This window comes from Rhodobacter xanthinilyticus (assembly GCF_001856665.1).
In the GTDB taxonomy this organism is placed as follows: Bacteria; Pseudomonadota; Alphaproteobacteria; order Rhodobacterales; family Rhodobacteraceae; genus Rhodobacter; species Rhodobacter xanthinilyticus.
In genome coordinates this window covers 1692006-1717751 of sequence record NZ_CP017781.1, presented here as the reverse complement: position 1 = coordinate 1717751, position 25746 = coordinate 1692006, and the positions used below count along the sequence as shown (strand labels likewise).

Below are 25746 nucleotides of genomic sequence, written 5' to 3'. Positions count from 1 at the left end.
TCGCTGCGGGCGGAGTAAAATCCTGCCACTTTTCCCTTCTTGCGGCAGCAGGGAGGGTGGGGAGATTTATACCGTGGAACTTTACAAGAAGGTTCGCTTGGCGTGTGCCGAGGGCATGAGCGCGCGGGCGGCGGCGAAGCATTTCAACATTTCGCGCGGGACGGTTGAGAAGATGTTGGCCTTCTCGGTGCCGCCTGGCTACCGGCGGGACAAGCCGATCAGGCGGCCGAAGCTGGACGGGTTCACCGAGTTCATTGACGCCTGGCTTGAAGCCGACAAGGCGGTGCATCGCAAGCAGCGTCATACGGCCAAGCGGATATGGGAACGGCTTCAGGCCGAGCATGGCTTCACCGGCGGCTATACGATCGTCAAGGATTACGTGCGTGAGCGTGAGCGGCGGACACGGGAGATGTTCGTGCCACTGGCCCATCCGCCGGGCCATGCTCAGGCCGATTTTGGCGAAGCGGTCGTCGTCATCGCCGGTGTCGAGCAGAAGGCGCATTTCTTTGTCATCGACCTGCCGCACAGCGATGCCTATTTCGTCCGGGCCTATCCGGCGGCGACGGCGGAGGCCTGGATAGACGGGCATGTCCGCGCCTTTGCCTTCTTCGGCGGGGTGCCGCAGTCGGTGCTCTACGATAACGACCGCTGCCTGGTCTCGAAGATCCAGCCAGATGGCACGCGCATCCGCGCCACGCTGTTCAGCGGCTTGCAGTCGCATTACCTGTTTCGGGATCGCTATGGTCGGCCCGGGAAGGGGAACGACAAGGGCGCTGTCGAGGGGATGGTCGGCTACGCCCGCCGCAACCACATGGTGCCGATCCCCCACTTTGCCAGTTGGGACGCCTTCAACGCCGACCTTGAAGGGCAGTGCTGCGCACGCCTCACGCGCATTCTTCGGGGTCACAAGGAGACGATCGGCGAGAGGCTGCAGCGCGATCTGGCGGCGATGCGCCCATTGCCTACTGCCCCGTTCGACGCCTGCGACCAAGCGAGCGGCAGGGTCAGCTCGCAGTCGCTCGTGCGCTATGACACCAACGATTACTCGGTCCCGGTCGCCTATGGCCATCAGGATGTCTGGATCCGCGGCTATGTCGATGAGGTCGTGATCGGCTGTCGCGGGGAGGTGATCGCCCGACACCCGCGCTGTTACGATCGCGAGGACATGATCTTCGACCCGGTTCACTACCTCCCGCTGATCGAGCGCAAGATCAATGCCTTGGACCAGGCTGCGCCTCTGGCGGAATGGGACCTGCCCGAAGAGTTCCAGACTTTGCGCCGCCTGATGGAGGCGCGCATGCTCAAGATGGGGCGCCGCGAGTATGTGCAGGTGCTGCGGCTGCTTGAGACCTTTGGCATGGATGACCTGCATGCCGCCGTGAAGAAGGCCCTGAAGCTGGGCGCGGTCGGCTTTGACGCCGTGAAGCACCTCGTGCTTTGCCAGGTCGAGAAGCGCCCCCCAAGGCTTGATCTCGATGTCTACCCCTACCTGCCGCGGGCGAACGTCGAGACGACGCGTGCGGCCAGCTACATGGCCTTGATGTCGGAGGCGGCGGAATGAGCGAGGCTCCGAAGATCCTGCTTGCCCACCATCTGAAGACGCTGAAGCTGCCCACCTTCCTGCGGGAACACGAGAAGGTTGCGCGCCAATGCGCCGCCGAAGGGTTGGACCATGTCCAATTCCTGTCGCGCCTCGTTGAACTGGAACTCATTGACCGCGAGCGGCGGATGGTCGAGCGCCGCATCAAGGCTGCGAAGTTCCCGGCCACCAAAAGCCTCGACAGCTTCGACTTCAAGGCGATCCCGAAGCTGAACAAGATGCAGGTGCTGGAACTGGCGCGCTGCGAATGGATCGAACGGCGTGAGAACGTGATCGCCCTTGGCCCCAGCGGAACCGGCAAGACCCACATTGCCTTGGGCCTCGGGTTGGCGGCCTGCCAGAAGGGCATGTCTGTCAGCTTCACCACCGCCGCCGCGCTGGTCAACGAGCTGATGGAGGCGCGAGACGAACGTCGGCTGCTGCGCGTCCAGAAGCAGATGGCTGCCGTCAAGCTGCTGATCATCGACGAGCTCGGGTTCGTGCCCCTGTCAAAGACCGGCGCCGAGCTGCTTTTTGAGATGATCTCCCAGCGCTACGAGCGCGGTGCCACGCTGATCACCAGCAATCTGCCCTTCGATGAATGGACCGAGACCTTCGGCACCGAGCGGCTGACCGGCGCGCTCCTCGACCGGTTGACCCACCACGTCAACATCCTCGAGATGAACGGCGAAAGCTATCGCCTCGCGCAAAGTCGCGCGCGCAAGACCGGCGACAACACCTGATCCAAAGTATCAGACTTGGACCTGACGGTCCAAGGCGGCCAGTCACCCGCAAGCTATATGGAGAGCGCGGCTGACTGGCCGCCGCCCATCAGCCGCGTCTCGCGCAAACCCAAAGTGGCCCAATTTTGCGCCGCCCCGTGGCCCAATTTTACTCCGCCGTTGACACCCGCCCCTGACCGAGGAACGCCGCCGCGAGCCGCGCCAGCTCACCAATCTGCTGCTCGGCATCATCGCTTTCGCGCTCGTGCTGTTCTTGCTCGTGCAGGCACGCTTCGTGCTGATCTCGCTCGCCATCGCGATCATCCTGTTCTCGCTGACCTCCGAGGCAATCAACGCGATCGCGCGGCTCCATATCGGGCCGGTGCGGGTGCCCAACTGGCTGGCCTCGCTCGCGGCGCTGGTGCTGATCGCCTCGGGGCTCTTCACCGCCTCCGCGGTGCTCTTGGCGCAGGCCAATGAGGTGGTCACGATGATCCTCGCCTATGCCGGCCCCGCCCAGAAAGCGATCGCGGGGCTCTTTGGCTGGATGGGCGCCGATGTCGAGGCCGCGGTGCTCGCCTCGATCCAGCAAGTCGAACTCGCAGGCTATCTCTCCGCGCTCGCCAGCCAGGCCTCGAGCCTGCTCTCCGCGGCGGTGCTGATCACGCTTTTCGTGGGCTTTCTCTTTGCCGAGCGGGTGTTCTTCCAGGCGAAACTCGAGAGCCTGATGGGCGAGCCCGAGCGCGCCCATAACGTCGCGCGCACGGTGGGTCGGATCATGCGCCGGGTGAACCACTACCTGCTGGTGAAGGCGGCGGTGTCGGTGGTCACCGGCGCGGCCGTCTACGGCGTCTTCAAGACCGGCGGCTATGAGCTCGCGCTGCCCGTCGCGGTGCTGACCTTCGCGCTCAATTTCATCCCCTCGATCGGCTCGATCATCGCGACGGTGATCGCGGGGCTTGCGGTCTATGTGCTGACCCAGGATGCGGCGGATGCGACCGGCGTCTTCGCGGTCTGCGGGGCGCTGCAATTCGTGATCGGCAATGTCATCGACCCGATGCTGATGGGGCGCGCGCTCCGGCTCTCGAGCTTCGGGATCATCATCTCGCTGGCCTTCTGGGGCGCGGTCTGGGGCCTGCCCGGCATGTTCCTCGCGGTGCCGATCATGGTCGCGCTGATGATCATCTGCGCGCAATCGGAAACCCTGCGCCCGCTTGCGGTGATGCTCTCGCGCGAGGGGCTCCCCGACGATCCGCCCGCGCAAGGGTGAGGCCGAGGGGGCGCTGCCCCCGGCTTTGGTCAGCGCGCGTCGCCGTCCTCGGCGCCATCGTTGTCGGAGAGCAGCAGCCGCTCCTCGGGGGTAAGCGGCTGACCGGCATGGGCGGGCGGCTCGGGCGGGGCGGCGGGCGCGTGCGGGGCGACGGGGCTTGCGGGATTCGGACGGGCGCGCCCGAGCGCCTCGGGGTTGCGCAGCCAGATGTCGCGCTGTGCGAAGGGGATCTCGATCCCTTCGGCGGCGAAGCGCGCGGCGATCGTATGGTTCATTTCCGACAGCACGCGGGCCTTGAAATTCACATCCGACAGGATCGCGCGGATTTCGAAATTCAGGCTGTCGGCGCCGAAGGTGGTGAAGAGCACGAAGGGCTCGGGCGAGAGCATGACGAGCGGGTGGCCTTGGGCGATCTCGAGCAGGATCTGCTCCACCCGCCGGGTATCGGAGCCATAGGCCACGCCCACCGGCAAGATCAGCCGGCCCATCTTGTTGCCGCGCGTCCAGTTCGTCACCTGCCCCGAGACCAGATCGGCGTTGGGCACGATCACATCGGTGCGGTCGAAGGTTTCGATGATCGTCGAGCGCACCGAGATCGCGCGCACCACGCCCTGTTGGCCGCCGACCTCGATCCAGTCGCCCTCGGAGATCGGCCGTTCGATCAGCAAGATGATCCCGGAGACGAAGTTCTGCACGATGTTTTGCAGGCCAAAGCCGATGCCCACCGAGAGCGCGCCGGCGACGATGGCGAGCGAGCTGAGGTCGATCCCCGCGGCCGAGATCGCCAGCACGGCGGCGGCGAAGATGCCGACATAGCCGACGCCCGAGACGATCGCATTCTGGCCGCCCTTGTCGATCGTGGTCTTCGGCAGGATCGAGTTCTTCAGCGCCGCCTGCATCAGCCGCGTGGCGGTATAGCCGGCGGCAAAGATCACCGCGAAGGTCAGGAACACCGCGGGCGAGATCTGCACCCCGCCCATCGAGAAGCCCGCGCGGAAGCGGGTCCAGAGTTCGAGCAGATCCTCGGGCCGCGCGCCCCAGACCAGCGCCAGCACCGGCAGCGCCGCCAGCGTCAGCACGAACCCCGCCAGCACCGGCACCAGCGCCTCGCGCCGGCTTTCATCGGAGCGGGTGATGACGATGTAGAATTCTGCGATGAAGCCTTGCAGGATCGTCACGAGGCCAAGCACGCCAAGCGTCACGATCGCGGGCCACAAGAGCGCATCGGCCGCCGAGACATAGCCGATCGCGCCGAGCGCGGGGGCCACGACCGCCACCGCGATCGCGGCCGAGCCGAGCCAGCGCATCAGGCTGTCGCGGAAGGCGGTGTCTTGATCGGTGGCGCCGCCATGGGTGGCGCCGCGGCGCAGAAGCTGGCCCATGCGGAACAGCATCAGCGCAGCGAAGACCAGAAGCGGCGCGGCCAGCACCGCGATTGCGGCATCGGCGCGGGCGGCGACCTCGGCGGCCTTGTCGGCCGCGAGCGTGCCCGAGCCGCCGAGGAAATCCTGCGCGCGCGGGGTGATCCATTCGGTGAGAAGCTGTTGCAGCGCCACCGCGACGCCCATCAGGAGCGCATGGAAGCGGCCCTCGGCGCGGGCCTGATCGCTCAGGCCAAAGCCCGCCCGCCCCTCGACCTGCGCCGGAAAGATCCGCCGCCCGATCCACCAGCTGAGCAAGATCACGAAGAAGAGCCCCGGCGCCATCTCGATGAATTGCGTCAGGATCGGCCCGAAGAAGGCGGTGTTGATCGCCGCCGTGGTCAGCATCACCGCGCCCACCACCGGCAGCAAGATCTCGCCCAGCGACACGATCCCGAGGATCAGCCGATAGCCGCGCATCGCGGTTTTCTTGACCGCCCAGCCCGCGATCCCGGAAAGCCACCGCGAGCCGCGCAAGACCAGCACCCCCGCGATCACCAGCAGCACCGCGATCAGGGGCGCGTTGTTCCGCAGCGTTTCCCAGTTGATCGGCCGGGTGAAGCGCCAGATCGTCTCGTCGTAGATCCACGCCCCCATCCAGCGGATGAGCGAGGCGCCCGCGGTCCAGTTGATCGGGTTCAGGGGCGAGGGCGAGAGCCGCAGGAGCTTGTCGGCCTGCCGCTCGCGCACGATCTTGTCGATGGTGCGAATGAGCCCGTCGGCGCGGCTCGAGGCCTCGCTCGCGGCCAGATCGGGGGCTTGCAGCGTCGAGAGCGTCTCGGTGAGCTCGGCGCGGCGCTTCGCGATCGCGGGGTCCTCGCTCGCACCTTCGGCGGGCGCGGGGCCGAGCGCGGCGATCTGGCCCTTCACGGTGGCGATCTGGTCGGCGTTGGTGCCCTGCGCCTCGGTGAAGGTGTTGCGCCATTTCACCATCTCGGCGCGCAGATCGGAGAGTTTCTCATCCGAGATCTTCGCTGCGCCGATCGCCTCCTGCACGGCGGCGGCCTGCTTTTCCCAGGCTTTGTAATCGGGCGCATCCTCGGCAAAGCCGGGGCCCGCCGCGACGACAACGAGAAGCGCGAGCGTGAGGCACAGAGCCCGGGCGAGGCGCGCGATCATTCGGTGAAGACCTCCGGCACCGTGCGGCCCGGCCCGTCGAGCCAGCCCGGAACCGGCAGGCCCTTGGCCTTGAGGAACTCGGGGTTGAAGAGTTTGGATTGATAGCGGTTGCCGTAATCGCACAGGATGGTGACGATGGTATGGCCCGGGCCCATCTCGCGCGCCATGCGGATCGCGCCGGCGACGTTCACGCCCGACGAGCCGCCAAGGCACAGCCCCTCCTCGGAGAGCAGATCGAAGACGATCGGCAGCGCCTCGGCATCGGGCACGTTGAAGCTCATGTCGGGGGTGAAGCCCTCGAGGTTGGCGGTGATCCGGCCCTGGCCGATGCCCTCGGTGATCGAGGAGCCGGAGGCGGCGAGCTCGCCCCTGGTGTAGAAGCTGTGCAGCGCCGCGCCGTCCGGGTCGGCAAGCGCGATCTTCACGCCCTTGGGTTGCAGCGCGAGCCCCGTGCCCGCGAAGGTGCCGCCCGAGCCCACCGAGCAGACGAAGCCATCGACCTTGCCGCCCGTCTGCTCCCAGATCTCGGGGCCGGTGGTCTCGATATGGGCCTGACGGTTGGCGATATTGTCGAACTGATTGGCCCAGATCACGCCGTTCGGGTCGGTCTTGGCGAGCGCCTCGGCCAGCCGGCCGGAATAGCGGACGTAATTGTTCGGGTTCGAGTAAGGCGCCGCGGGCACCTGCACGAGCTCGGCGCCCGCCAGCCGCAGCATGTCCTTCTTTTCCTGGCTTTGCGTTTCCGGGATCACGATCACCGTGCGAAAGCCCATCGAGGCGCCGACCAGCGCAAGCCCGATGCCGGTGTTGCCCGCCGTGCCCTCGACGATCGTGCCGCCGGGCTTGAGCGCGCCGCGCGCGATCGCATCGCGGATGATGAAGAGCGCCGCGCGGTCCTTGACCGATTGGCCGGGGTTCATGAACTCGGCCTTGCCGAGGATCTCGCAGCCGGTGATCTCCGAGGCTTTCTTGAGCCGGATCAACGGGGTGTTGCCCACGGCGGCGGCCAAATCCTTGCTGATACGCATGTCACTCCCTCGCGTCGGATCACTTGCCCCAGACTTAGGCCGCATCGGCGCGCGCCTCAACCCCTCTCGAGAGCCGCGCGGGGCCGCACGGGCCGCGCGGCGCAGGACGCGCGCGCCGCGCAGGCGCCCGGGCGCGCAACAGCCGCCCTGCCCGGCCGGCCTTGCCAAAACGCCCGGTCCGGCGCGGCGCCCCCGCGGCCCCGGTCGTCCTTTTTGGCTCAGCCCGCGCCCGCCGCGAAAGCCTCCGCGCGCAGCCCCGGCCGAAGCCGCGACAGCCAGAGCGTCAGCACGATCAGCGGGCCGTTCTCGAACTCGCCCGCACTCATCCGCGCCATCAGCTCGTCAAAGGAGAGCAGATGCGGGCGGATATCCTCGCCCTCCTCCGCGACCCCGCCGGGGCGCGCCGCGCCCTCGGGCAGATCGCACAAGGCTATGAAACTATAGATATATTCGGTCTTCGCCCCAGGCGAGGGGTAGAAATTCGGCGCCGCGATCAGCCGCCCGAGCGTGAGCCCCGCCTCCTCGCCCGCCTCACGCCGCGCGGCGTCTTCGGGGCGCTCGCCCGGGTCGATCCGCCCCGCGATCGTCTCGAGCGACCAGGGGTTGCGATCGCCCCGCGCGAAGGGGCCGGCGCGGAATTGCTCGACCAGAAGCACCCGGTCGCGCAGCGGATCATAAGGCAGAACCACCGTCGCATCGGCCGAGACAAAGGCCGCGCGCTCGAGCGGTTCGGTCATCGCGCCGCCGAATTTGCGATGCCGCAGACGATATTCCTCGACCGCGAAAAACCGCGCATAGGCCGGGGTCATCGCCTCGACGACGACATCGCCGGGCGCGGGCGCGTGGCGCAGCGCGGGGGCGCGCGGGGCCTCGGGGGCGGCGGTTTCGGGGGCGGTTTCGGGGCCGAAGGCCTCGCCGCGCGCGCGCAGCCGCGAGGCGGCGCGCACCAGAAGGCTCGGATAGCGCGCCAGCGCCTGCTCGGCCGGGATATGCCCAAAGCCCGCCATGAAATCCGCCGCCGTTTCGCGCGCAAGCGCGCCCCAGCGCGCCTGCCAGGCGGCGAAATCGAAGAGCTCGCCCGCCTGCCAGCGGCCCGCCTGCGGCAGATAGACCTGCGCACGCAGCCCGCCCGCCGCCGTCTCCACCGGGCAGATCTTGCGGCTGTAACCCGCCTCGTAATAATCGAGCCGCGCCGCCTCGGCCGGGCTCACGCTGACGAGCACGCCTTCGGCGCGCGCGCCCGCCTCGGCCACCAGCACCGGAAAGCCCTGCGCGCGCCCGCCGACCCGCGCCGCGCGCACCGCATGGCCCGCGATCGCGGCCGCGCGGGCCCGCGGGGCGCGGCCCAAGACGCGCGCGAGAAGCGCCTCATCGCGCAGGGTTCCGTAAAAGAAATACTGATCGGTCAATGCCTTGCCTCTCGTCGCCGCGGTCCGCGCCGGCGCCGGGCCGCCCTCAGGGGAAGCGGCGCGCAGCGGCCTCGGCCAGCATAGCGCCGAGCACCCCGCCGATAAAGAGCGTTGCCAGAACATCGAGCTGCAAGACCGCGACGCCGATCTGCGCGGCCTCGAGAACCAGCCCGCCGAGCGCCTCGCCCGGGCCATCATAGCGCAAGATCAACAGCTTGCGCAGCGTTTGCAGCGCGCCGAGATAGAGCAGGATGCTGCCAAGCGAGAGCAGCGCCGCCTGCGTGCCGATGCCGAATTGCGCCCCCCAGCCGCGGCCGCGCGCCCGCCCGATGACCCGCCAGCCGACCCACATGCCGCCGATCGCGGAGACCCCGATGAGCCCGGTCGCGCGGGTGCCGGGCGGCAGATAGGGTTCGAGCCGGCTCGCCATCAGCGCCGCCACCGCGCTGAGCGCAAAGCCGCCCACCAATTTCGCCATCGTCGGCAGCTCGGCAACCGTGCTGCGCACGCGCATCCGTTCCATGCTGATCTCCCTGCGTCGCGATCTGATCTGCCACGTTTAACAGGGGATTATGGCGAAATCAGGACCCCGCGCGCCAGGCCTGATAGGCGGCCAGCGCCGCCTCGCGACCGGCGGCGAGCCCGACAAGCGGGCGCGGGCGCGCCCCCCCGGGCGCGAGCCCCCAGGCGCGCGGCGCAGCGTCGAGGAAATCTTGCGCGAGGCTCGGCACGGGCGTCGCCTCATACATGAACTTCCGCCGGTAAGTGCCTTTCGGATCGAACTTTTCCGCCTGCCCGTCCGGGTTGAAGATGCGGAAATAGGGCGCCGCATCGGGCCCCGAGCCCGCCACCCATTGCCAGCCCATCGCATTCGAAGCCGGATCCCAGTCGATCAGACACTCGGCAAACCACGCCAGCCCGATCCGCCAATCGGTGCGCAGATGTTTGGTCAGGTAGGAGGCCGCGACCATCCGTGCGCGGTTGTGGATGAACCCGGTGGCGAAGAGCTCGCGCAGCGCCGCGTCGACGAAGGGCTCGCCCGTCTGGCCGCGCCGCCAGGCCTCCGCCACGGGGCTCTCGCCCTGCCATTCGAAGCTCGCCCACTCCGGGCGCCAACTCTCGCGATCCATCGCGGGGAAGTGGAAAAACAGGTGCCAGGCGAATTCGCGCCAGACGAGCTCCTTGAGGAAGGTCTCGGCGCCGGGGGCTCCCGCGATCATCCGGGCGCGGCCCGCGTGCCAGATGCGCCGCGGGCTGATCTCGCCCAGCGTGAGGTGCTCGGAGAGGCGCGAGGTGGCGGGCTCGGCGGGGAAATCGCGCCGCTCGGCATAGGCCTCGACCGGGCCGACGAGGAAGGCCGCGAGGCGATCGAGCGCGGCCGCCTCGCCCGGGCGGGCATGTTTGGCAAGCACCGCGGCGCCGCGGTTCATCGCCGCGCCGAGGCGCCAATCCTCAAGATTATCGCTTTGAATATCGAGGCTTGCGGGGCGAAGTTCATGTATTTCCGGGGCCTCGGCGCCCGGGTCGCGGTCGCGCACCGCGCGCCAATACGGGGTGTAGACCTTGTAGGGCCCGCCGGTTTTCGTCTCGATCACCAGGGGCTCATGGAGGAGAAAGCCCGGAAAGCTCTGCGCCGCGATCCCGGCCGATTTCAGCGCCGATTTGATCTCGGTGTCGCGCGCGCGGGCGGGGGCGTCATAGAGGCGCGACCAGAACACCGCCTCGGCGCCGGTCTCGGCGATCAGCGCCTCGAGCACCGCGCGCGCGGGGCCGCGGCGCAAGATCAGGGGCGCGCCGGCCCGGGCCAGACGCGCGGCAAAGGCCGCAAGCCCCGCGCCGAGGCGCCATTTCGGCGCCGCGCCGAGCGTCTCGAAGCTCTCGTCGAGGATGAACAGCGGCACGATCGGCCGCCCCGTCGCCACCGCCGCCGCGAGGCCGGGGTGATCATGGAGCCGCAGATCGCGGCGGAACCAGAAAATCAGGGGTTTGAGCGCGGACATGGAGCCTCCTTTCGCCCCAACCTAGCCGCCCGCGCGCCGATTTCCAGCCCGGCTCAGCGTTTGAGCCGCCCGGCTTCGGTGCGCTTGGCCGCGCCTTGCGGGAGGGCCTGATCATAGAAGGCCTCGAGGCGGGTGCCGCAGCCCTGAAACTTCAGATTGCCGCCGAGATAGGCGTTGTTGCTCGATTCGAAATAGAGCCCGCCGGAGTTCTGCATCGCCCCGCCCGGCGAGAAGGTCGCCGCCGCGCCGAAGAGCCCATGCGCCCCCGAGCCGCCCCCCCAGCCGCCAAGCGACACGGTGTTATAGGCGAAGGCGTAGACCGAATAGCGCCCCGTGGCGCAATAATTGCCGGTATCGCCCCAGTAGATCGAGCCGCCGGTGTTGATCGTGCCGGTCGAGAAGAAATAATCGTTGGTGTAATGCAGGTTGGTGCCGCCGCCGACGCCGATGTCGCCGCGCGCGATGATCGCGGCATTTTGCACCTGCACGCCGCCCGAAATCTGCATGCCGTGGTTCACCAGATAGATCGTATAGGGCTTGATCTGGCCGGGCTGAGCGCTCCACCAGCCGTAGTTATCCACATAAACAATGGCTGTCTTGCCGTTGGAATCCTTGAGGAAATCCGGCAGGAGCTTGCCAGTGTAATAACCGTCGACGATGAGATCCTTGCCGTTCGGGCTGGCGAGGTTCTTGGAGATATCGCTCCAGAGCGCCTCGAACATCGTCTTGAGCTTGGGCAGCACCACGGGCGCGAGATCGGAGCCGCGCGCGACCTCGTCGGCGGTGGCCGAGCCCGGCACGGTATAGTTCACCGTGACCTGCCCCTTGGTCGCGGCGGAGAGCTGCACGCCGCCCGCATAATAATCGCCGCCGCCGGTATGCAGCCCGGTCTTGCCATGCAGACAGATGTTGCCCTTGAGCGTATTGCCGCCGCCGGTATCCATATAGGCCGAGGTCAGGATCATCGCATCCTCGCAGCCAAGCGCGCCGCCCGCGCTCTCGGTCGAGGCGGAGACCGCGATCGCGCTCGCGCCCGGCTCGAGCGCATCGACCCCGACGAGCGGCATCATCACCGTCTCGAGCGCATTGCCGCGCGCGGTGGTGCGGGCGGCGGTGACGCGCACCGCATTGGCCTCGCCCTCGGTTTCGGCAAAGCCCTGCCCCTCGACCCATGTGCCGAAGCGGACATCCTCGGCGCTGAGCGCCGCCTCGCCCGCGCCGAGGTTCTTTTGCGCAACCTCGAGCGCAAGGGCGCGCGCGGCCGCGGTATCGGGCAGCTTCGCCGCCGCCGCGAGCGCCGCCGCATCGGCGGTGATCTGGAGCTGATTGCGCACCCGCCAGCCGTTCGCCGCATCAATCGTCAGCGCGCCGAGCACCATGGTGATCAGCACCATGTAGATCGCCCAGACGCTCGCCGCGCCCTGCTCCGCCGCCAGCCGCTGCGCCAGCCGCCAGATCTTGCCCTCAACTCGCATCATCTTGCTCCACCCACATGGTCACCGCCGCGCCGAGCGTCCAATCGCCCGCCATTGGCCCGCCGAGCACGAGAACCTTGGTGTAAGGCACGCTCAGATCGGCGCGCACGAATTCGCCCGAGATCGCGACATCGGCGCTCACGCCCATCGCGGCCTGAAACCGCGCCTGAGCCGCGCTCGCCGCCTCGGCGGTGGTGGCCGCGCCCGTCGCCACCTGCCGCGCCGCATCGCGCGCCGCATCATAAAGGAGCGTCTGCGTATGCATCAGCACGGCCGCATTGACCGAGAGGAAGAGCAACACGAGCAGAAACGGCAACCAGATCACGAATTCGATCGTGGCGGCGCCGCTCTCATCGGCCCCGAAGCGTTTTGAAAGCAGACCGAATTGCGGCATCTTTCCTCCAGCGATGCCCCCACCGCTGCCCTTCATATCTTGCTCATCTTTGTGTCGATATTGTGGCGCAACCGCTTTGAATATCGCCCCTCACCCTACGTCATGCATGGTTTTGAATGTGTTGCCGCCACAATCGCGCCACAATCGCCCGCGGGCGCGGCTCAAAGCGCCTCGGGCGCCGCCCCCCTTGCCGACCGCCGCCCCCCCCTTGCAGCCGCCCCGCCCCGCCCCTATATTGAGCCTGTTCGGGTTCGCCCGGACTATGGACATAAACGCGCACGGAATAACCGGATCGGACCCGGGGGCGGTACCCGGCGGCTCCACCATCCATCCCTCGTTGGGGGCGAATGGGGCCGAAACAGGATCGACGAACGTCTAAAGGTGTTTGCTTTGTCTCGGTGAGCTACCACCGTTATCGGTGCAAATTGTACAGTTGCCAACGACAACCGTGCTCCGGTGGCTCTGGCTGCGTAAGCAGCTCGGGTAACCGAAACTTAAGTCCTTACGCTTAGCCGCCTAAGGCGGGGCCCGCAGGAGCCTGGCAACAGAATCCTGCACCTCCCCCCTTCCGTCAGGTCATCGCGCTCAAAGCGGTTTTGTTCACGCTTTATTCACGGCGGAATGCGACTCTCGGCCCGCGGCAGGATCGAAATGGAGGCGCGCATGAGCAAGCTGGCCTTTCTCAACGACTGGTTCGAACAGGTCTGGATCGGGGGCGATCTCGATCAGATCGAGCGGTTCTATGCGCCGCAGGCGGAGGCCTGCGGGGTGATGCGGGATTTCTCGATGGGGCCGGAGGATTTCCGGGCGCTGATCCCGGCGATGATGCGGCTGATCGACGGGCTCGAGATCGAGGTGTTGCGCCATATCGAGACGGAGGAGTGGCTCTGGGTCTTGCTGCGGGTGCGCGCGCGCGTCCGGGCGACGGCCGCGCCGGTCGAATTCACCGCGCAGATCTCGACGAAGTTTCAGGACGGCAAGATCCGCGAGGCCTATAACCACTTCGACATGCTCGGGTTTTTCGAGCAGATCGGGGCGCTGCCGGATCAGTCTCTGGCGCTTGTGATGATTGGGGAAACCTTCTCGTGAGGCGCGACGCGGACCCCGGCGGGGCGAATTTCGCGCCCCCCCTTCCCTTGCGCGACGAATCTCCTATGCTGGGCCAAAACGAGGGAAGGCCCGATGACCCGCAGCATTGATTACGGAAACCTGATGCACCGCGCGATGCGGAGCCTGATCCAGAGCGTGCTGACCGATGTGTCGGAAAACGGCCTGCCGGGCGCGCATCACTTCTTCATCACCTTCAACACCCATCACCCCGATGCCGAGCTCGCCGACTGGCTGCGCGAACGCTATCCCGATGAGATGACGATCGTGATCCAGCACTGGTTCGAGAATCTCACCGTCGATGACGAGGGCTTCGCGATCACGCTGAATTTCGGCAATGCGCCCGAGCCGCTCTATATCCCCTTCGATGCGATCACCACCTTCGTCGACCCCTCGGTCGAATTCGGCCTGCGCTTCGAGACGCAGGATTACGATGACGACGAGGAGGAGGAGGAAGACGAGGAGGAGCCGGTGGTCGAGGAGAAGCCGCGCGGCGAGGCCGAGGTGGTCAGCCTCGACAAGTGGCGCAAGTAACCCCGACGGAGCGATGATTGCGCTAAACCGGCCCGCGGGCGCGGTATACCGCGGCATGCCGATTGCAAAACCGCTTCCGCCCCCTTATGACGCGGGGGACGACATCGCCTGATTGTGCACGGAGGCAAGCATGACCGCGACCCGCACCGAGACCGACAGCTTCGGCCCGCTCGAAGTCCCCGCCGACAAATATTGGGGCGCCCAGACCCAGCGCTCGATCATGAACTTCCCGATCGGCTGGGAACGTCAGCCCAAGCCGATCATTCGCGCGCTCGGCGTGATCAAGAAGGCCTGCGCGCTGGTCAACAAGGCGCAGGGCGACATGGAGGCCGAGATCGCCGATGCGATCGCCGCCGCCGCGACCGAGGTGATCGAGGGCAAGTTCGACGACAACTTCCCGCTTGTCGTGTGGCAAACCGGCTCCGGCACCCAGTCGAACATGAACGCCAACGAGGTGATCTCGAACCGCGCGATCGAGATGCTGGGCGGCGTGATGGGCTCGAAAAAGCCCGTCCACCCGAACGATCACTGCAACATGGGCCAGTCCTCGAACGACACCTTCCCGACCGCCATGCATGTCGCGATCGCGATGCAGGCGCGCGACGTGCTGATCCCCGGCCTCGAAAAGCTGCAAAAAGCGCTCGCCGCGAAATCGGAAGAGTTCAAGGATATCATCAAGATCGGCCGCACCCATACGCAGGATGCGACGCCGCTCACCCTCGGCCAGGAATTCTCGGGCTATGCCAAGCAGGTCGAGCGCGGCATCGAGCGGGTGAAAATGTGCCTGCCGCATATCTATGAACTCGCGCAAGGCGGCACCGCCGTCGGCACCGGGCTGAACACCCGCGTGGGTTGGGATACCCGCGTGGCGGCCCAGATCGCCGAGATCACCGGCCTGCCCTTCGTCACCGCGCCGAACAAATTCGAAGCACTCGCCGCCCATGACGCGATGGTGATGTTCTCGGGCGCGCTGAAAACCGTCGCGGCCTCGCTCTTCAAGATCGCCAACGACCTGCGCCTCCTCGGCTCGGGGCCGCGCTCGGGGCTGGGCGAGCTGATCTTGCCGGAAAACGAGCCCGGCTCGTCGATCATGCCGGGCAAGGTCAACCCGACCCAGGCCGAAGCGCTGACCATGGTCTGCGCCCATGTCATGGGCAATGACGCGGCGGTGGGCTTTGCCGGCTCGCAAGGGCATTTCGAGCTCAACGTCTACAACCCGATGATGAGCTACAACGTGCTGCAATCGATGCAGCTCCTGGGCGACAGCGCCTCGGCCTTCACCGATAACATGGTGGTGGGCACCCAGGCCAATGTGGCGCGGATCGACAAGCTGATGAAGGAGAGCCTGATGCTGGTCACCGCGCTCGCGCCGACCATCGGCTACGACGCCGCGACCAAGGTCGCCAAGACCGCGCACAAGAACGGCACCACGCTGAAGGAAGAGGCGATCGCGCTCGGCTATGTCGACGAAGAGACCTTCGACCGGATCGTGCGCCCGGAGGACATGATCGGCCCGAAAGGCTGATTGCCCCCGCCGAAGGAAAAGACAGAGGGCGGTCCATGCGGCCGCCCTCTCGCCTTCGGGGGGCCAGCCCCCCGAGCCCCCCGGGATATTTGGGGCAAGATGAAGAGAACGACTTTCATCTTGCTCGAAATATCCCGGGGGAGAGGCCGAAGGCCGAGGGGGCAGCGCCCCCTAGCGCGGCGCGCCAAAGCGTGCCAGATTGCGCCCATGTCGAACGTCACCAACCTCACCCAGTTCCGCAAGCAAAAGGCCCGCGCCGAGAAGCGCACCGAGGCCGACGCCAATGCCGCGAAATTCGGCCGCACCAAGGCGCAACGGCTGCGCGAGGAGGCAGAGGCCGCGCGCGCGGCGGCCACGCTGGAGGGGCACAAGCGCGACAGTGACGCGCCCGAGGCCGAATGAGCCGGCCGGTCAAGCGCTCTCTCACCCTTGGCGGGCACCGCACGTCGGTGTCTCTCGAGGAGGAATTCTGGCAAGAGTTCCGCCGGATCGCCGAGGAAGATGGCAAGGGGATCAACGCCTTGGCGGCCGAAATTGATGTGGCGCGCGGGGTCGAGACCGGGCTTGCGACGGCGATCCGGCTTTATGTGTTGCGGGCGCTGCGGGCGCGGCTCAGCCGTTGAAGGGCAGCGCGCCGCGCACATCGGCCTCGCAGGCGGCGCAAAGATCCTTGCGCGAGGGATAGTCGGCGACATTGCGCGGCGGATGGAACACCACCTCGACCGAGCCGCGCCGCGGGCAGGCCAGCACCTTCACCAGATGGCGCGCAAATCCCATGCTCCCCCACCAGCCGTAGAACTGCGGGTTCTCGCCCGCGGGCGCGCGATAGATCACCGTGACCGGCTGGATCTGCATCACCTTGTCGAGCCCGTGGCTGTAGAAGGCGGCAAAGAGCGTGCTTTTGAAGGGCAGCACGCGCAGCCCGTCGGTCGAGGTGCCCTCGGGGAAGAACAGCAGATGGTGCCCCGCCCGGATCCGCGCCTCGAACATCGCCTGTTGGGCCTTCGCCTCTTTCGGGTCGCGGCGGATGAAGAGCGTGCCGGTCGCGCGGGCAAGCCAACCGATCCCCGCCCAGGAGGCGACCTCGGCCTTGGCGACGAAGAACACCTCCTGGCAGGCATTGAGCGCGAAAATATCGAGCCAGGAGCCATGGTTGGCGACCACCGCCCCGATCGCGCGCAAGGGCGTGCCGCGGACCTTGTAGCGCAGCCCGAGGATCGGCAGCGCCACGCGACAGGCCGCGCGGGAGAGTTTCGGCGTCCAGGGCCGCGCCGCGCCGAAGAGCGGGCGCTCGATCAGCCGCAGCACGAGCAGGAGCAGGAGCCCGCCGTAGAGCACCCCGACCAGCGCCGCGCCGCGCAGCGCGATCAGCAGCGCCCCCAGCGGCCCGATCGGCCGCCCCGGCGGCGGCAGCGGCCCCTCCCAGGTGCTCATGCCCGCCCCTCATGGCGGCGCGCGTAGAACTCGCGGTGCTTCTCGCTCATCTGGCTGGTATCCATCAAGAGCATCACATCGGTGGTGTTGAACGGCACGTCGATGAAGGCGCCCTCGCCCACGAACCCGCCGAGCCGCAGATAGGCCTTGATCAGGTTCGGCATCGCCGCCATCGCCGCGCGGCGGTCGAGCTCGGCCTCGGGCACGAGGTCCATGCTCTGGAAATGCGCCGCGAGCGCGCGCGGGCGCAGCCCCTCGGGCGCGAGATGGTGGCGGTGCAGCCAGCTCAGCGGCTGCGCGAGCGGCGCCGGGTCGATACCGTGGAACGAGGCCACGCCGAAGAGAATTTCGATCCCGTTTTCAAGCACATAATCGGCAAGCCCGTTCCAGAGTATCAGCATCGCCGCGCCGCCCCGGTGATCGGGGTGGACACAGGAGCGGCCGAGCTCCAGGAGCTTGCGCCCCGAGGCGCGCAGCGGCGCCAGATCATATTCGCCGTCGCAGTAAAACCGCCCGAAGGCCGCCGCGCGCTCGCCCGGCAGCAGCCGATAGACCCCCACGACATGATCGAGCGCGGCCGCGTCGCGGGTGCGGTCGACGAGGATCAGATGGTCATAGATCGCGTCGAATTCATCCACTTCGAGGCGGTTTTCATGGTCCACCAGCGGCCCGTCGCCGCCCAGTTCGGCCACGAACACCTCATAGCGCAACCGCTGCGCGGCGCGCAGATCGCGCGGGTCCGTCGCCAGCCGGGTCTCGTAAACTGCTGAATCGGAAGCCATAAGCCCTGCCCTAGATGCTCTAGCGGTTCTAGCCTTGCGCCGGGGGGCTTGGCAACGGGTCGGAGCCCGTGACGCGGTGACTTGTCAGCGAGGGGAAAGCCGTTAACCTTTCATCAACCCTGATCGGGCAAAACCATAAGGAGCTGGACCCTGCGTCCGTCAATCACCTGTTTGCCGGCATGTTCGAAATTGACCGTGATCCTCTCGCCGATGCGCGACTGCACCTGCCCCAGACCCCAATCGGGCGCCAGAGGGTTGCGCACCATCATGCCCGGCTCCAGAAATTCGTTCATCCTGCCCTCTTTCTCGGGAAGTCCCCATGACCTCTGATCTTTCGCCGCCCCCCGCCCTCACCGAGGCCGATCTCGTGGCGCTCGTGGGGTCGCGACTCTGTCATGATCTTATCAGCCCTTTGGGCGCGATCGGCAACGGGGTCGAGCTGCTGGCGATGTCGGGGCATGGCGCGAGCCCGGAGGTGCAGCTGATCGCCGAGAGCGTCGCGGCGGCGAATGCGCGGATCAAGTTCTTCCGGCTGGCCTTTGGTCAGGCCTCGGCCGAGCAACGGCTTGGGCGCAATGAGGTCGCGGCGGTGATGCGCGAGGTTTCGGCCTCGGGGCGGCTCGAGATCGACTGGCAGGCCGAGGGCGATCAGCCGCGGCGGATGGTGAAGCTCGTGTTCCTGGCGATCCTCTGTCTCGAGGTGGCGCTGCCCTGGGGGGGCACGGTCGCGGTGCGCGAGCGCGACGGCATGTGGGAGATCGCGGCCGAGGCGCGGCGCACCAAGGCCGATCCGGGGCTCTGGGCGGGGCTTGAGGGCGCAGGCGGGCCGGTCGGCGCGGCGCAGGTGCAATTTGCGCTCCTGCCGCGCGAGGCGCGTGCCGCGGGGCGGGCGATTTCGTGGGAGATTGGCGAGACCGGCGCGCGGATCGTGTTCTGAGCGCTGCACGGCGGAGAGAGAGGGGTCCGAGGCGCGGCCTTGGCGCCCTCGGCCAAGGGGCGGCGCTAAAATGGCGCCGCCCCGCTTTTTGGGCGCGGCCTTACTTGCGGCAGGTGCCGTCGCCGGTGACCAGGTATTTGAACGAGGTCAGTTGCTCGGCGCCGACGGGCCCGCGGGCATGGAGCTTGCCGGTGGCGATGCCGATCTCGGCGCCCATTCCGAACTCGCCGCCATCGGCGAATTGGGTCGAGGCATTGCGCATCAGGATCGCCGAATCGAGCCGCTGGAAGAAGCGCGCGGCCGCCGCATCATCCTCGGTGAGGATCGATTCGGTGTGGTTCGAGCCATAGCGGCGGATATGGGCGATGGCGCCATCGACGCCGTCGACGATCCGCGCCGCGCAGATCATGTCGAGGAATTCACGGCCGAAATCCTCGGGCGCGGCGGGGACGGTGCCGACGACGTTCAAGAGATCGCCCTCGGTGCGCACCTCGACCCCGGCTTTCACCAGATCCTCGACGAGCACCGCGCCGTGGCGCGCGTAAAACGCGCGGTCGATCAGCAGACATTCCATCGCGCCGCAGATCCCGGTGCGCCGGGTCTTGGCGTTGAGCACCACCGCGCGCGCCTTCTCGAGATCGGCCGCGCCATCGGCATAGACGTGGCAGATGCCCTCGAGATGGGCGAAGACCGGCACCCGCGCCTCGGCCTGCACGAGGCCGACGAGGCCCTTGCCGCCGCGCGGCACGATCACGTCGATATGGGCCACCGCGCGCAGCATCTCGGCCACCGCGGCGCGCTCGCGCGTCGGCACGAGCTGGATCGCGGCCTCGGGCAGGCCCGCCGCGCGCAGCCCCTCGACCATGCAGGCATGGATCGCGCGCGAGGAATGGAAGCTTTCCGAGCCGCCGCGCAGGATCACCGCGTTCCCCGCCTTGAGGCAGAGCGCGCCGGCATCGGCCGTCACATTCGGGCGCGATTCATAGATCACCCCGATGACGCCCAGCGGCGTGCGCACGCGCTGGATATGCAGCCCCGTCGGGCGATCCCATTCCGAGATCACCTGGCCCACCGGGTCGGGTTGCGCCGCAACCGCGCGCAGGCCCTCGACGATCGCCTTGATGCGCCCCTCATCGAGCGCGAGGCGGTCCATCATCGCCGGGCTCAGCCCCTTGTTCGCGCCGTAGGCCAGATCCTCGCCATTGGCGGCCATGATCTCGACCCGGCGCGCCCAGACGGCCTCGGCCGCCGCGGTCAGCGCCGCCTCCTTCGCCGCCGCTGGCGCGAAAGCAAGCTCCGCCGCCGCCGCACGGGCGCGAGTTCCCAGATCGTCGATCAAGGCTTTGGCGTCGAATTGCTCGCTCATGGCGCTCTCCTTCTCTTCGCCGCCATATAGGCGCGAGAGCGGCGGCGCGGCAAGCCTTTGCGGCCCGCTCAGCGGGTTTGCGCGACGCGCAGGAGTTTCGCGGCAAGGAGCGCCCAGGGCGCGGCATGCAGGCAGAGGTCGAAGATGTCGATCGGGCGGGTGAGCGTGCCGGCGGCCAGCATCCGCAGTTTCTCGACGAGATGGGGCTCGGGGGTGAAGGGCGCGAGGCCGAGGAGCGCCGCGATCAGCACCGCATGGAGAAGCGAGATCTTGTCGAGGAAAGCCATGATGCCCTGAAACTGGAGGGAAAATGGCGCGGTTGACGGGGCTCGAACCCGCGACCCCCGGCGTGACAGGCCGGTACTCTAACCAACTGAGCTACAACCGCGCATTTTCAGCGCTCGGGCGATCCTGCGAAGTGGCGCGGTTGACGGGGCTCGAACCCGCGACCCCCGGCGTGACAGGCCGGTACTCTAACCAACTGAGCTACAACCGCTCACCGCTTCGCCGGATCGCCATCCGAGCGTGGGGCCGGTATTACGCAGCCCCGGGGGCGCCGTCAAGCGGGGGGCGCGCGAAAACTTCGACATTTGCGAGAAATTTTCACGCGGGCGCCGGTCGGGGCCGGGGAATGCGTATTTTTGCCAAGAAGAAACGCAAGGAATCAAGGGGTTGGAGATCAGCGCTCGGGCGCGGGGATGAATTCGGCATGATCGTTGGGCGGCAGCTTGAAGCGGCCATGCGCCCAATCGCCCGCCCGCCAGGCCTCGCGCGCGGCGTCGATCTTCTCGCGCGAGGAGGCGACGAAGTTCCACCAGATATAGCGCGGGCCGTCGAGGGTGGCGCCGCCGAGGACGAGGAGTCGCGCGCCCTGCCCGCCCGCCCGCAGCGCGAGGGAATCGCCCGGGCGGAAGACGAGCATCCGCCCCGCCGCGAAGCTCTGGCCGCCCTGGGAGACCTCGCCCGCGATCACATAGACCGCGCGGTCTTCGTGGGTATCGGGCAAGGGCAACATCGCGCCCGGCGCGAGATCGGCATCGGCGAGCATCATCTCGGAGGGGATCGGCAGCGGCGCGCGCGCGCCCCAGGCCGCGCCGAGGATCAGCCGCACCCGCGTGCCATGGGCGTCGAAGAGCGGCTGCGCGGCGCGCTCGGAATGGAGGAAGCTGGCCGGGGCCTCCTCGAGCGCCTTGGGCAGCGCCGCCCAGATCTGCACCCCGGAGAGCGCCTGGCCCGAGGCGCGCACCGCGCCATCGGTGCGCTCGGAATGGGTGATGCCGTGGCCCGCGCTCATCCAGTTGACCGCGCCGGGGGTGATCCATTGATCGGAGCCGAGGCTGTCGCGGTGATGGAGGCGGCCGTTGAAGAGATAGGTGATGGTGGCGAGGCCGATATGGGGATGCGGGCGGATGTCGATGCCTTCGCCGGAGAGGAATTCGACCGGGCCGATCTGGTCGAAGAAGATGAAGGGGCCGACCATCTGGCGTTTCGTCGAAGGCAGCGCGCGGCGCACCTCGAAGCCGCCCAGATCGCGCGCGCGGGGCACGATGACGGTCTCGATCCGGTCGACGGCGTCGCCGATCGGCAGGCTCGGGTCAAGCAACGGGTTCCAGCTCATGGCGCTCTCCTTCCTGGGTTTCGTGCAGGATAGGCACCGAATCGCCGCACTTATAGCCCGATGACCGCAGGGCGGCGGTGCGCTGGTGCACCGAATCGGCGGGAAGCTGGGGGATTTCGCGGGGGGAATGGTGGGCGGTGAGGGACTCGAACCCCCGACATCCTCGGTGTAAACGAGGCGCTCTACCAACTGAGCTAACCGCCCGGATGCCCGGCAGGCGGGGTTCTAGCGCCCGGCGGGGGCCGGCGCAAGCACCCCGCGGCCCGGCGCCCCCGAAAAGCGAAAACGCGCCCCGTGGGACGCGTTTTCTGAATGATGGTGGGCGATAACGGATTTGAACCGCTGACATCTTCGATGTGAACGAAGCGCTCTACCGCTGAGCTAATCGCCCGGTGGAGCGGTGTTTAGCGTCACTCCTCCCCCTCTGCAAGGGGGGTGTCGTCAGTTTTTTCATCCTTTTTCTCGGGGCCGGTCAGACGCTTGATCTTGACCTGCAAGACCTCGCCGCCCTGCTTGTCGAGATGTTTGGTCACCCGGATCTTGCCCAAGGGCGGCAGGGTCATGGTTTCGCCCGCGTCGAGCGCCTCGCCGAGCACCTTGAGCACGGCTTCGGAGACATCGCGCGCCACCGGCTTCTTGACGCCGCTCGCGATCATCACGCGCTCGACGAAATCCTTCTTGCGCAGCACGAGGCTCGCCTCGCCCTCGGCGCCCGCCTCCGGTTCCGCGCCCGTCTCCGCCTCCGCCTCCGCCTCGAGCGCCGCGGCCGCCGCCTCTTCGGCCTTCACAACAGCCAGTTTCACAGGGGCTTTCGCCGCTTGGGTCGGGGATTTCGACGACGTGCTCATTTTGCTCCGGGGTTTCTTGGATCTCGGCATGGATGCCCTCATCTCACTGATTCCGGGCAAGATTAGTGCCGAAATGGTTAACAATCCACAGGCGCCGCAGAAACAATCCGCCAAAAGCAAGACGCGCCCCCCGAGGGAGGCGCGTCTGTCGCAAAATCAGGCACTCAATGCGCGGTGGCGGCGCCGCGGCCCTCGCGCGCAGCGGCGGCGGCAGCGGCGGCCGCAGCCTCCTCGGCCGCCTCGTCCCAGTCGATCGCTTCGGGCATCCGCACGAGCGCGCGCGGCAGAACCTCGCGCACATGGCTCACCGGGATGATCTCGAGCCCCGCCTTGACGTTATCGGGGATCTCGGCGAGGTCTTTCTCGTTCTCGACCGGGATCAGCACGGTCTTGATCCCGCCGCGCAGCGCCGCGAGCAGCTTCTCCTTCAACCCCCCGATCGGCATCGCATTGCCGCGCAAGGACACCTCGCCGGTCATCGCGATATCCTTGCGCACCGGGATGCCGGTCAGCACCGAGACGATCGAGGTGACCATGGCAAGGCCCGCCGAGGGGCCGTCCTTGGGCGTCGCGCCGTCGGGCACATGGACGTGGATGTCGATCTTGTCGAAGACCGGCGGCTTCACGCCGATCTGCGGGGCGACCGAGCGCACATAACTCGCCGCCGCCTCGATCGATTCCTTCATCACATCGCCGAGCTTGCCGGTGGTCTTCATCCGCCCCTTGCCGGGCAGTTTCAGCGCCTCGATATGCAGAAGATCGCCGCCGACGCTCGTCCAGGCGAGGCCCGTCACCACGCCGACCTGATCCTCGGCCTCCGCCAGCCCGTAGCGGTGGCGGCGCACGCCCAGATAGGCCTCGACCTTCGCCCCGTCGACCGTCACCGATTTCACCGCGCCCTTGGCCTTGAGGATCTCGGTCACCGCCTTGCGGGCGAGCTTGGCGATCTCGCGCTCGAGGTTCCGCACCCCGGCCTCGCGGGTATAGTAGCGGATCACGTCGCTCAGGCCCTCGTCGGTGAGCGTGAACTCGCCCTTCTTGAGCCCATGCGCCTTGACCTGTTTCGGGATCAGGTGCTGGCGCGCGATCTCGCGTTTCTCGTCCTCGGTATAGCCCGCGAGCGAGATGATCTCCATCCGGTCGAGAAGCGGCCCGGGCATGTTGTAGCTGTTGGCCGTGGTCAGGAACATCACGTTCGAGAGGTCATATTCCACCTCGAGGTAATGGTCGACGAAGCTCGCGTTTTGTTCGGGGTCGAGCACCTCGAGCATGGCCGAGGCCGGGTCGCCGCGGAAATCCTGCCCCATCTTGTCGATTTCATCGAGCAAGATCAGCGGGTTGGTGGTCTTGGCCTTTTTCAGCGCCTGAATGATCTTGCCGGGCATGGAGCCGATATAGGTGCGCCGGTGGCCGCGGATCTCGCTCTCGTCGCGCACCCCGCCAAGCGAGATGCGGATGAATTCGCGCCCCGTGGCCTTGGCGACCGAGCGGCCAAGCGAGGTCTTGCCGACGCCGGGCGGGCCGACGAGGCACAGGATCGGGCCCTTGAGCTTGTCCGAACGCGCCTGCACGGCGAGATATTCGACGATCCGCTCCTTGACCTTCTCGAGGCCATAATGATCGGTGTCGAGCACCTTTTCGGCGGCGCCGAGGTCTTTCTTGACGCGGCTCTTCACCCCCCAGGGCAGGCTCAAGAGCCAGTCGAGATAATTGCGCACGACGGTGGCCTCGGCCGACATCGGGCTCATCGACTTGAGCTTCTTGATCTCGCCCTCGACCTTGTCGCGGGCCTCTTTCGAGAACTTGGTCCTGGCGATGCGCTCCTCGAGCTCGGCGATCTCGTTCTGCCCGTCCTCGCCGTCGCCCAGCTCCTTCTGAATGGCCTTCATCTGCTCATTCAGATAATATTCGCGCTGGGTCTTCTCCATCTGCGATTTGACGCGGCTCTTGATCTTCTTCTCGACCTGGAGAACCGAGACCTCGCCCTGCATCAGCCCATAGACCTTCTCGAGGCGCTGGCTGACATCGAGGGTTTCGAGCAGCTCCTGCTTGGCGCTGACCTCGAGGCCGAGATGGCCCGAGACCAGATCGGCGAGCTTGTCGGCCTCGCGGGTCTCGGCGACCGCGCCGAGCGCCTCCTCGGGGATGTTCTTCTTGATCTTGGCGTAGCGCTCGAATTCCTCCGCGACCGAGCGCAACAGCGCCCGGATCGTGTCGAGATCGCCCTCGGTTTCGGTCAGAACCTCGGCATGGGCCTCGAAATAGGCGTCATTGGGCAGGAATTCGGTGATTTTCACCCGCGTCTTGCCCTCGACGAGCACTTTCACCGTGCCATCGGGCAGTTTCAGCAGCTGCAGCACATTGGCCAGCACGCCGACGCGGAAGATGCCCTCGGCGCTCGGCTCGTCGACCGAGGGGTCGATCTGGCTGGCGAGCAGGATCTGGCGGTCCTCGGCCATCACCTCCTCGAGCGCGCGCACGGATTTCTCGCGTCCGACGAACAGCGGCACGATCATGTGGGGGAACACCACGATATCGCGCAGCGGCAGCACCGGATAGGAAGTCGAGAGTTGCTCGGTCATCATTGGTCCTTTTGTGGCGAAAGGTCTCCGCCCCGCCCCTGCGGCAGCTCGAGCCCTTCCCGTTTGCACCAATCTAGGGGCGCTGCGGGCCGGGTGCAACCTGACGCGGGGTCATCTGCCTGTTACTTGCCTCCACAATGCGCGCAGCCGCGCCCGCAGGCAAGCGCGCGGCGCGATTTGCCCGGCGATCGGGGGGGCGGAATTCAGAAAGTCTTAATCTTTTTCCCTGAAGCTGACGCAAAGCGGCCATGCAGCCGCCGGGATCACAAGGCTGATTTATATCAATGCACGAAGGCGATCAGAGCTGCAGACTGTCCGTAACCCATCAGAAGGAGGGAAGCACATGATGACGCATAGCCTGACGAAAGTTTCGGCGCCGCAAATCGCGCTCCACCTGCCGCTGCCGTCCGGGTGGTGGCTCCTGCCCGCGCTCGCGCTCGGCGCCGGGATTTGGGGCTTGGTAATCGCCGCGCTGATCGGCTGAGGCCGGCGCAGCGCCCGCGCCCGGCGCGCCCGCAGGCCCGCGGGCCTGATTGCCCGCGCCCATGTCGCCGCCTGAGCCCCACCGCGCTCGCCCGCGCCCCTGCCCGGGCGCG

The 25746-nt window shown here is 67.3% G+C and carries 25 protein-coding genes, 4 tRNA genes and 1 other RNA gene; 11 read left to right on the top strand and 19 right to left on the bottom strand.

The window, feature by feature from the left end; genetic code table 11:
• Positions 1 to 73 precede the first annotated feature (73 nt).
• The 3 genes from istA (at position 74) to LPB142_RS08505 (ending at position 3571) form a co-directional block, all read left to right on the top strand.
• The gene (istA, locus tag LPB142_RS08515) at positions 74 to 1561 is read left to right on the top strand and encodes an IS21 family transposase (RefSeq protein WP_071165182.1); all 1488 of its coding nucleotides are present in this window, start codon (positions 74 to 76) and stop codon (positions 1559 to 1561) included.
• Complete coding sequence (gene istB / locus LPB142_RS08510) at positions 1558 to 2322, top strand: IS21-like element helper ATPase IstB (protein WP_071165181.1); 765 nt, start codon at positions 1558 to 1560, stop codon at positions 2320 to 2322. The genes istA and istB overlap by 4 nt, the downstream gene beginning before the upstream one ends.
• Before the next feature lie 259 nt (positions 2323 to 2581).
• Complete coding sequence (locus LPB142_RS08505) at positions 2582 to 3571, top strand: AI-2E family transporter (protein WP_232230998.1); 990 nt, start codon at positions 2582 to 2584, stop codon at positions 3569 to 3571.
• A 29-nt stretch (positions 3572 to 3600) separates the two neighbouring features.
• Here LPB142_RS08505 and LPB142_RS08500 read toward each other — a convergent pair whose 3' ends face one another.
• From LPB142_RS08500 to LPB142_RS08470, 7 genes are all read right to left on the bottom strand, one after another.
• Complete coding sequence (locus tag LPB142_RS08500) at positions 3601 to 6111, bottom strand: DUF3772 domain-containing protein (protein WP_071166110.1); 2511 nt, start codon at positions 6109 to 6111, stop codon at positions 3601 to 3603.
• Positions 6108 to 7139: a cysteine synthase A gene (locus LPB142_RS08495; RefSeq protein WP_068767849.1), complete on the bottom strand. Its 1032-nt coding sequence runs from the start codon at positions 7137 to 7139 to the stop codon at positions 6108 to 6110. Before LPB142_RS08495 ends, LPB142_RS08500 begins: the two co-directional genes overlap by 4 nt.
• Before the next feature lie 218 nt (positions 7140 to 7357).
• Positions 7358 to 8548 carry an NUDIX domain-containing protein gene (locus LPB142_RS08490; RefSeq protein WP_068767848.1) on the bottom strand — a complete coding sequence of 397 codons (1191 nt, stop codon included), beginning with the start codon at positions 8546 to 8548 and terminating at the stop codon, positions 7358 to 7360.
• A gap of 46 nt (positions 8549 to 8594) precedes the next feature.
• Complete coding sequence (locus LPB142_RS08485; protein ID WP_071166109.1) at positions 8595 to 9071, bottom strand: TrgA family protein; 477 nt, start codon at positions 9069 to 9071, stop codon at positions 8595 to 8597.
• 58 nt (positions 9072 to 9129) lie between these two features.
• Entirely contained in the window at positions 9130 to 10548 is a 1419-nt protein-coding gene (locus LPB142_RS08480) for a cryptochrome/photolyase family protein (protein WP_071166108.1), read from the bottom strand.
• 53 nt (positions 10549 to 10601) lie between these two features.
• Positions 10602 to 12026, bottom strand: coding sequence for a pilus assembly protein TadG-related protein (locus LPB142_RS08475; protein ID WP_068767845.1), 1425 nt, complete (start codon positions 12024 to 12026; stop codon positions 10602 to 10604).
• A complete protein-coding gene (locus tag LPB142_RS08470) occupies positions 12013 to 12417 on the bottom strand; it encodes a TadE/TadG family type IV pilus assembly protein (protein ID WP_071166107.1) in 405 nt (134 codons plus the stop codon). The genes LPB142_RS08475 and LPB142_RS08470 overlap by 14 nt, the downstream gene beginning before the upstream one ends.
• 204 nt (positions 12418 to 12621) lie before the next feature.
• On the opposite strand from LPB142_RS08470, the gene ssrA reads away from it, so the two are divergent.
• The 6 genes from ssrA to LPB142_RS08440 all read left to right on the top strand — a co-directional run bounded on the left by ssrA (position 12622) and on the right by LPB142_RS08440 (position 16206).
• Positions 12622 to 12976: a transfer-messenger RNA gene (gene ssrA, locus LPB142_RS08465) on the top strand.
• Positions 12977 to 13080: 104 nt separating this feature from the next.
• Positions 13081 to 13506, top strand: a complete 426-nt coding sequence (locus LPB142_RS08460) for an ester cyclase (RefSeq protein ID WP_198037881.1) — start codon at positions 13081 to 13083, stop codon at positions 13504 to 13506.
• 93 nt (positions 13507 to 13599) lie between these two features.
• Positions 13600 to 14058 carry an SspB family protein gene (locus tag LPB142_RS08455; protein WP_071166105.1) on the top strand — a complete coding sequence of 153 codons (459 nt, stop codon included), beginning with the start codon at positions 13600 to 13602 and terminating at the stop codon, positions 14056 to 14058.
• A gap of 130 nt (positions 14059 to 14188) precedes the next feature.
• Positions 14189 to 15583: a class II fumarate hydratase gene (gene fumC / locus LPB142_RS08450; protein WP_071166104.1), complete on the top strand. Its 1395-nt coding sequence runs from the start codon at positions 14189 to 14191 to the stop codon at positions 15581 to 15583.
• A 207-nt stretch (positions 15584 to 15790) separates the two neighbouring features.
• Positions 15791 to 15985 carry a DUF4169 family protein gene (locus LPB142_RS08445; RefSeq protein ID WP_071166103.1) on the top strand — a complete coding sequence of 65 codons (195 nt, stop codon included), beginning with the start codon at positions 15791 to 15793 and terminating at the stop codon, positions 15983 to 15985.
• Positions 15982 to 16206 carry a ribbon-helix-helix domain-containing protein gene (locus LPB142_RS08440; protein ID WP_068767839.1) on the top strand — a complete coding sequence of 75 codons (225 nt, stop codon included), beginning with the start codon at positions 15982 to 15984 and terminating at the stop codon, positions 16204 to 16206. Before LPB142_RS08445 ends, LPB142_RS08440 begins: the two co-directional genes overlap by 4 nt.
• On the opposite strand, the gene LPB142_RS08435 is transcribed toward LPB142_RS08440, so the two are convergent.
• The 3 genes from LPB142_RS08435 to LPB142_RS08425 form a co-directional block, all read right to left on the bottom strand.
• A complete protein-coding gene (locus tag LPB142_RS08435; protein WP_071166102.1) occupies positions 16196 to 17017 on the bottom strand; it encodes a lysophospholipid acyltransferase family protein in 822 nt (273 codons plus the stop codon). The two genes, LPB142_RS08440 and LPB142_RS08435, sit on opposite strands and share 11 nt — an antisense overlap.
• Positions 17014 to 17799, bottom strand: a complete 786-nt coding sequence (locus LPB142_RS08430; protein ID WP_071166101.1) for a GNAT family N-acetyltransferase — start codon at positions 17797 to 17799, stop codon at positions 17014 to 17016. The genes LPB142_RS08435 and LPB142_RS08430 overlap by 4 nt, the downstream gene beginning before the upstream one ends.
• Positions 17800 to 17912: 113 nt before the next feature.
• On the bottom strand, positions 17913 to 18092 hold the full coding sequence (locus LPB142_RS08425) for a DUF3553 domain-containing protein (protein ID WP_071166100.1): 180 nt from the start codon (positions 18090 to 18092) through the stop codon (positions 17913 to 17915).
• A 26-nt stretch (positions 18093 to 18118) separates the two neighbouring features.
• On the opposite strand from LPB142_RS08425, the gene LPB142_RS08420 reads away from it, so the two are divergent.
• The gene (locus LPB142_RS08420; RefSeq protein WP_071166099.1) at positions 18119 to 18736 is read left to right on the top strand and encodes a histidine phosphotransferase family protein; all 618 of its coding nucleotides are present in this window, start codon (positions 18119 to 18121) and stop codon (positions 18734 to 18736) included.
• Positions 18737 to 18836: 100 nt separating this feature from the next.
• Here LPB142_RS08420 and LPB142_RS08415 read toward each other — a convergent pair whose 3' ends face one another.
• The 9 genes from LPB142_RS08415 to lon form a co-directional block, all read right to left on the bottom strand.
• Complete coding sequence (locus tag LPB142_RS08415) at positions 18837 to 20102, bottom strand: glutamate-5-semialdehyde dehydrogenase (RefSeq protein ID WP_071166098.1); 1266 nt, start codon at positions 20100 to 20102, stop codon at positions 18837 to 18839.
• A gap of 68 nt (positions 20103 to 20170) precedes the next feature.
• Positions 20171 to 20389, bottom strand: coding sequence for an RND transporter (locus LPB142_RS08410; protein WP_071166097.1), 219 nt, complete (start codon positions 20387 to 20389; stop codon positions 20171 to 20173).
• Between the two features lie 24 nt (positions 20390 to 20413).
• A tRNA-Asp gene (locus tag LPB142_RS08405) sits at positions 20414 to 20490 on the bottom strand.
• A gap of 31 nt (positions 20491 to 20521) precedes the next feature.
• Positions 20522 to 20598, bottom strand: a tRNA-Asp gene (locus LPB142_RS08400).
• 183 nt (positions 20599 to 20781) lie between these two features.
• Positions 20782 to 21720 carry a pirin family protein gene (locus LPB142_RS08395; RefSeq protein WP_071166096.1) on the bottom strand — a complete coding sequence of 313 codons (939 nt, stop codon included), beginning with the start codon at positions 21718 to 21720 and terminating at the stop codon, positions 20782 to 20784.
• A 128-nt stretch (positions 21721 to 21848) separates the two neighbouring features.
• Positions 21849 to 21924: transfer RNA gene (locus LPB142_RS08390), tRNA-Val, on the bottom strand.
• Positions 21925 to 22036: 112 nt separating this feature from the next.
• Positions 22037 to 22111: transfer RNA gene (locus LPB142_RS08385), tRNA-Val, on the bottom strand.
• Between the two features lie 19 nt (positions 22112 to 22130).
• On the bottom strand, positions 22131 to 22523 hold the full coding sequence (locus tag LPB142_RS18445; protein WP_198037880.1) for an HU family DNA-binding protein: 393 nt from the start codon (positions 22521 to 22523) through the stop codon (positions 22131 to 22133).
• Positions 22524 to 22732: 209 nt separating this feature from the next.
• On the bottom strand, positions 22733 to 25150 hold the full coding sequence (lon, locus tag LPB142_RS08375; protein WP_071167187.1) for an endopeptidase La: 2418 nt from the start codon (positions 25148 to 25150) through the stop codon (positions 22733 to 22735).
• 343 nt (positions 25151 to 25493) lie between these two features.
• Here lon and LPB142_RS19025 point away from each other — a divergent pair, with 343 nt between their 5' ends.
• A complete protein-coding gene (locus tag LPB142_RS19025; RefSeq protein ID WP_156894352.1) occupies positions 25494 to 25634 on the top strand; it encodes a hypothetical protein in 141 nt (46 codons plus the stop codon).
• The last annotated feature ends 112 nt before the right edge of the window (positions 25635 to 25746 follow it).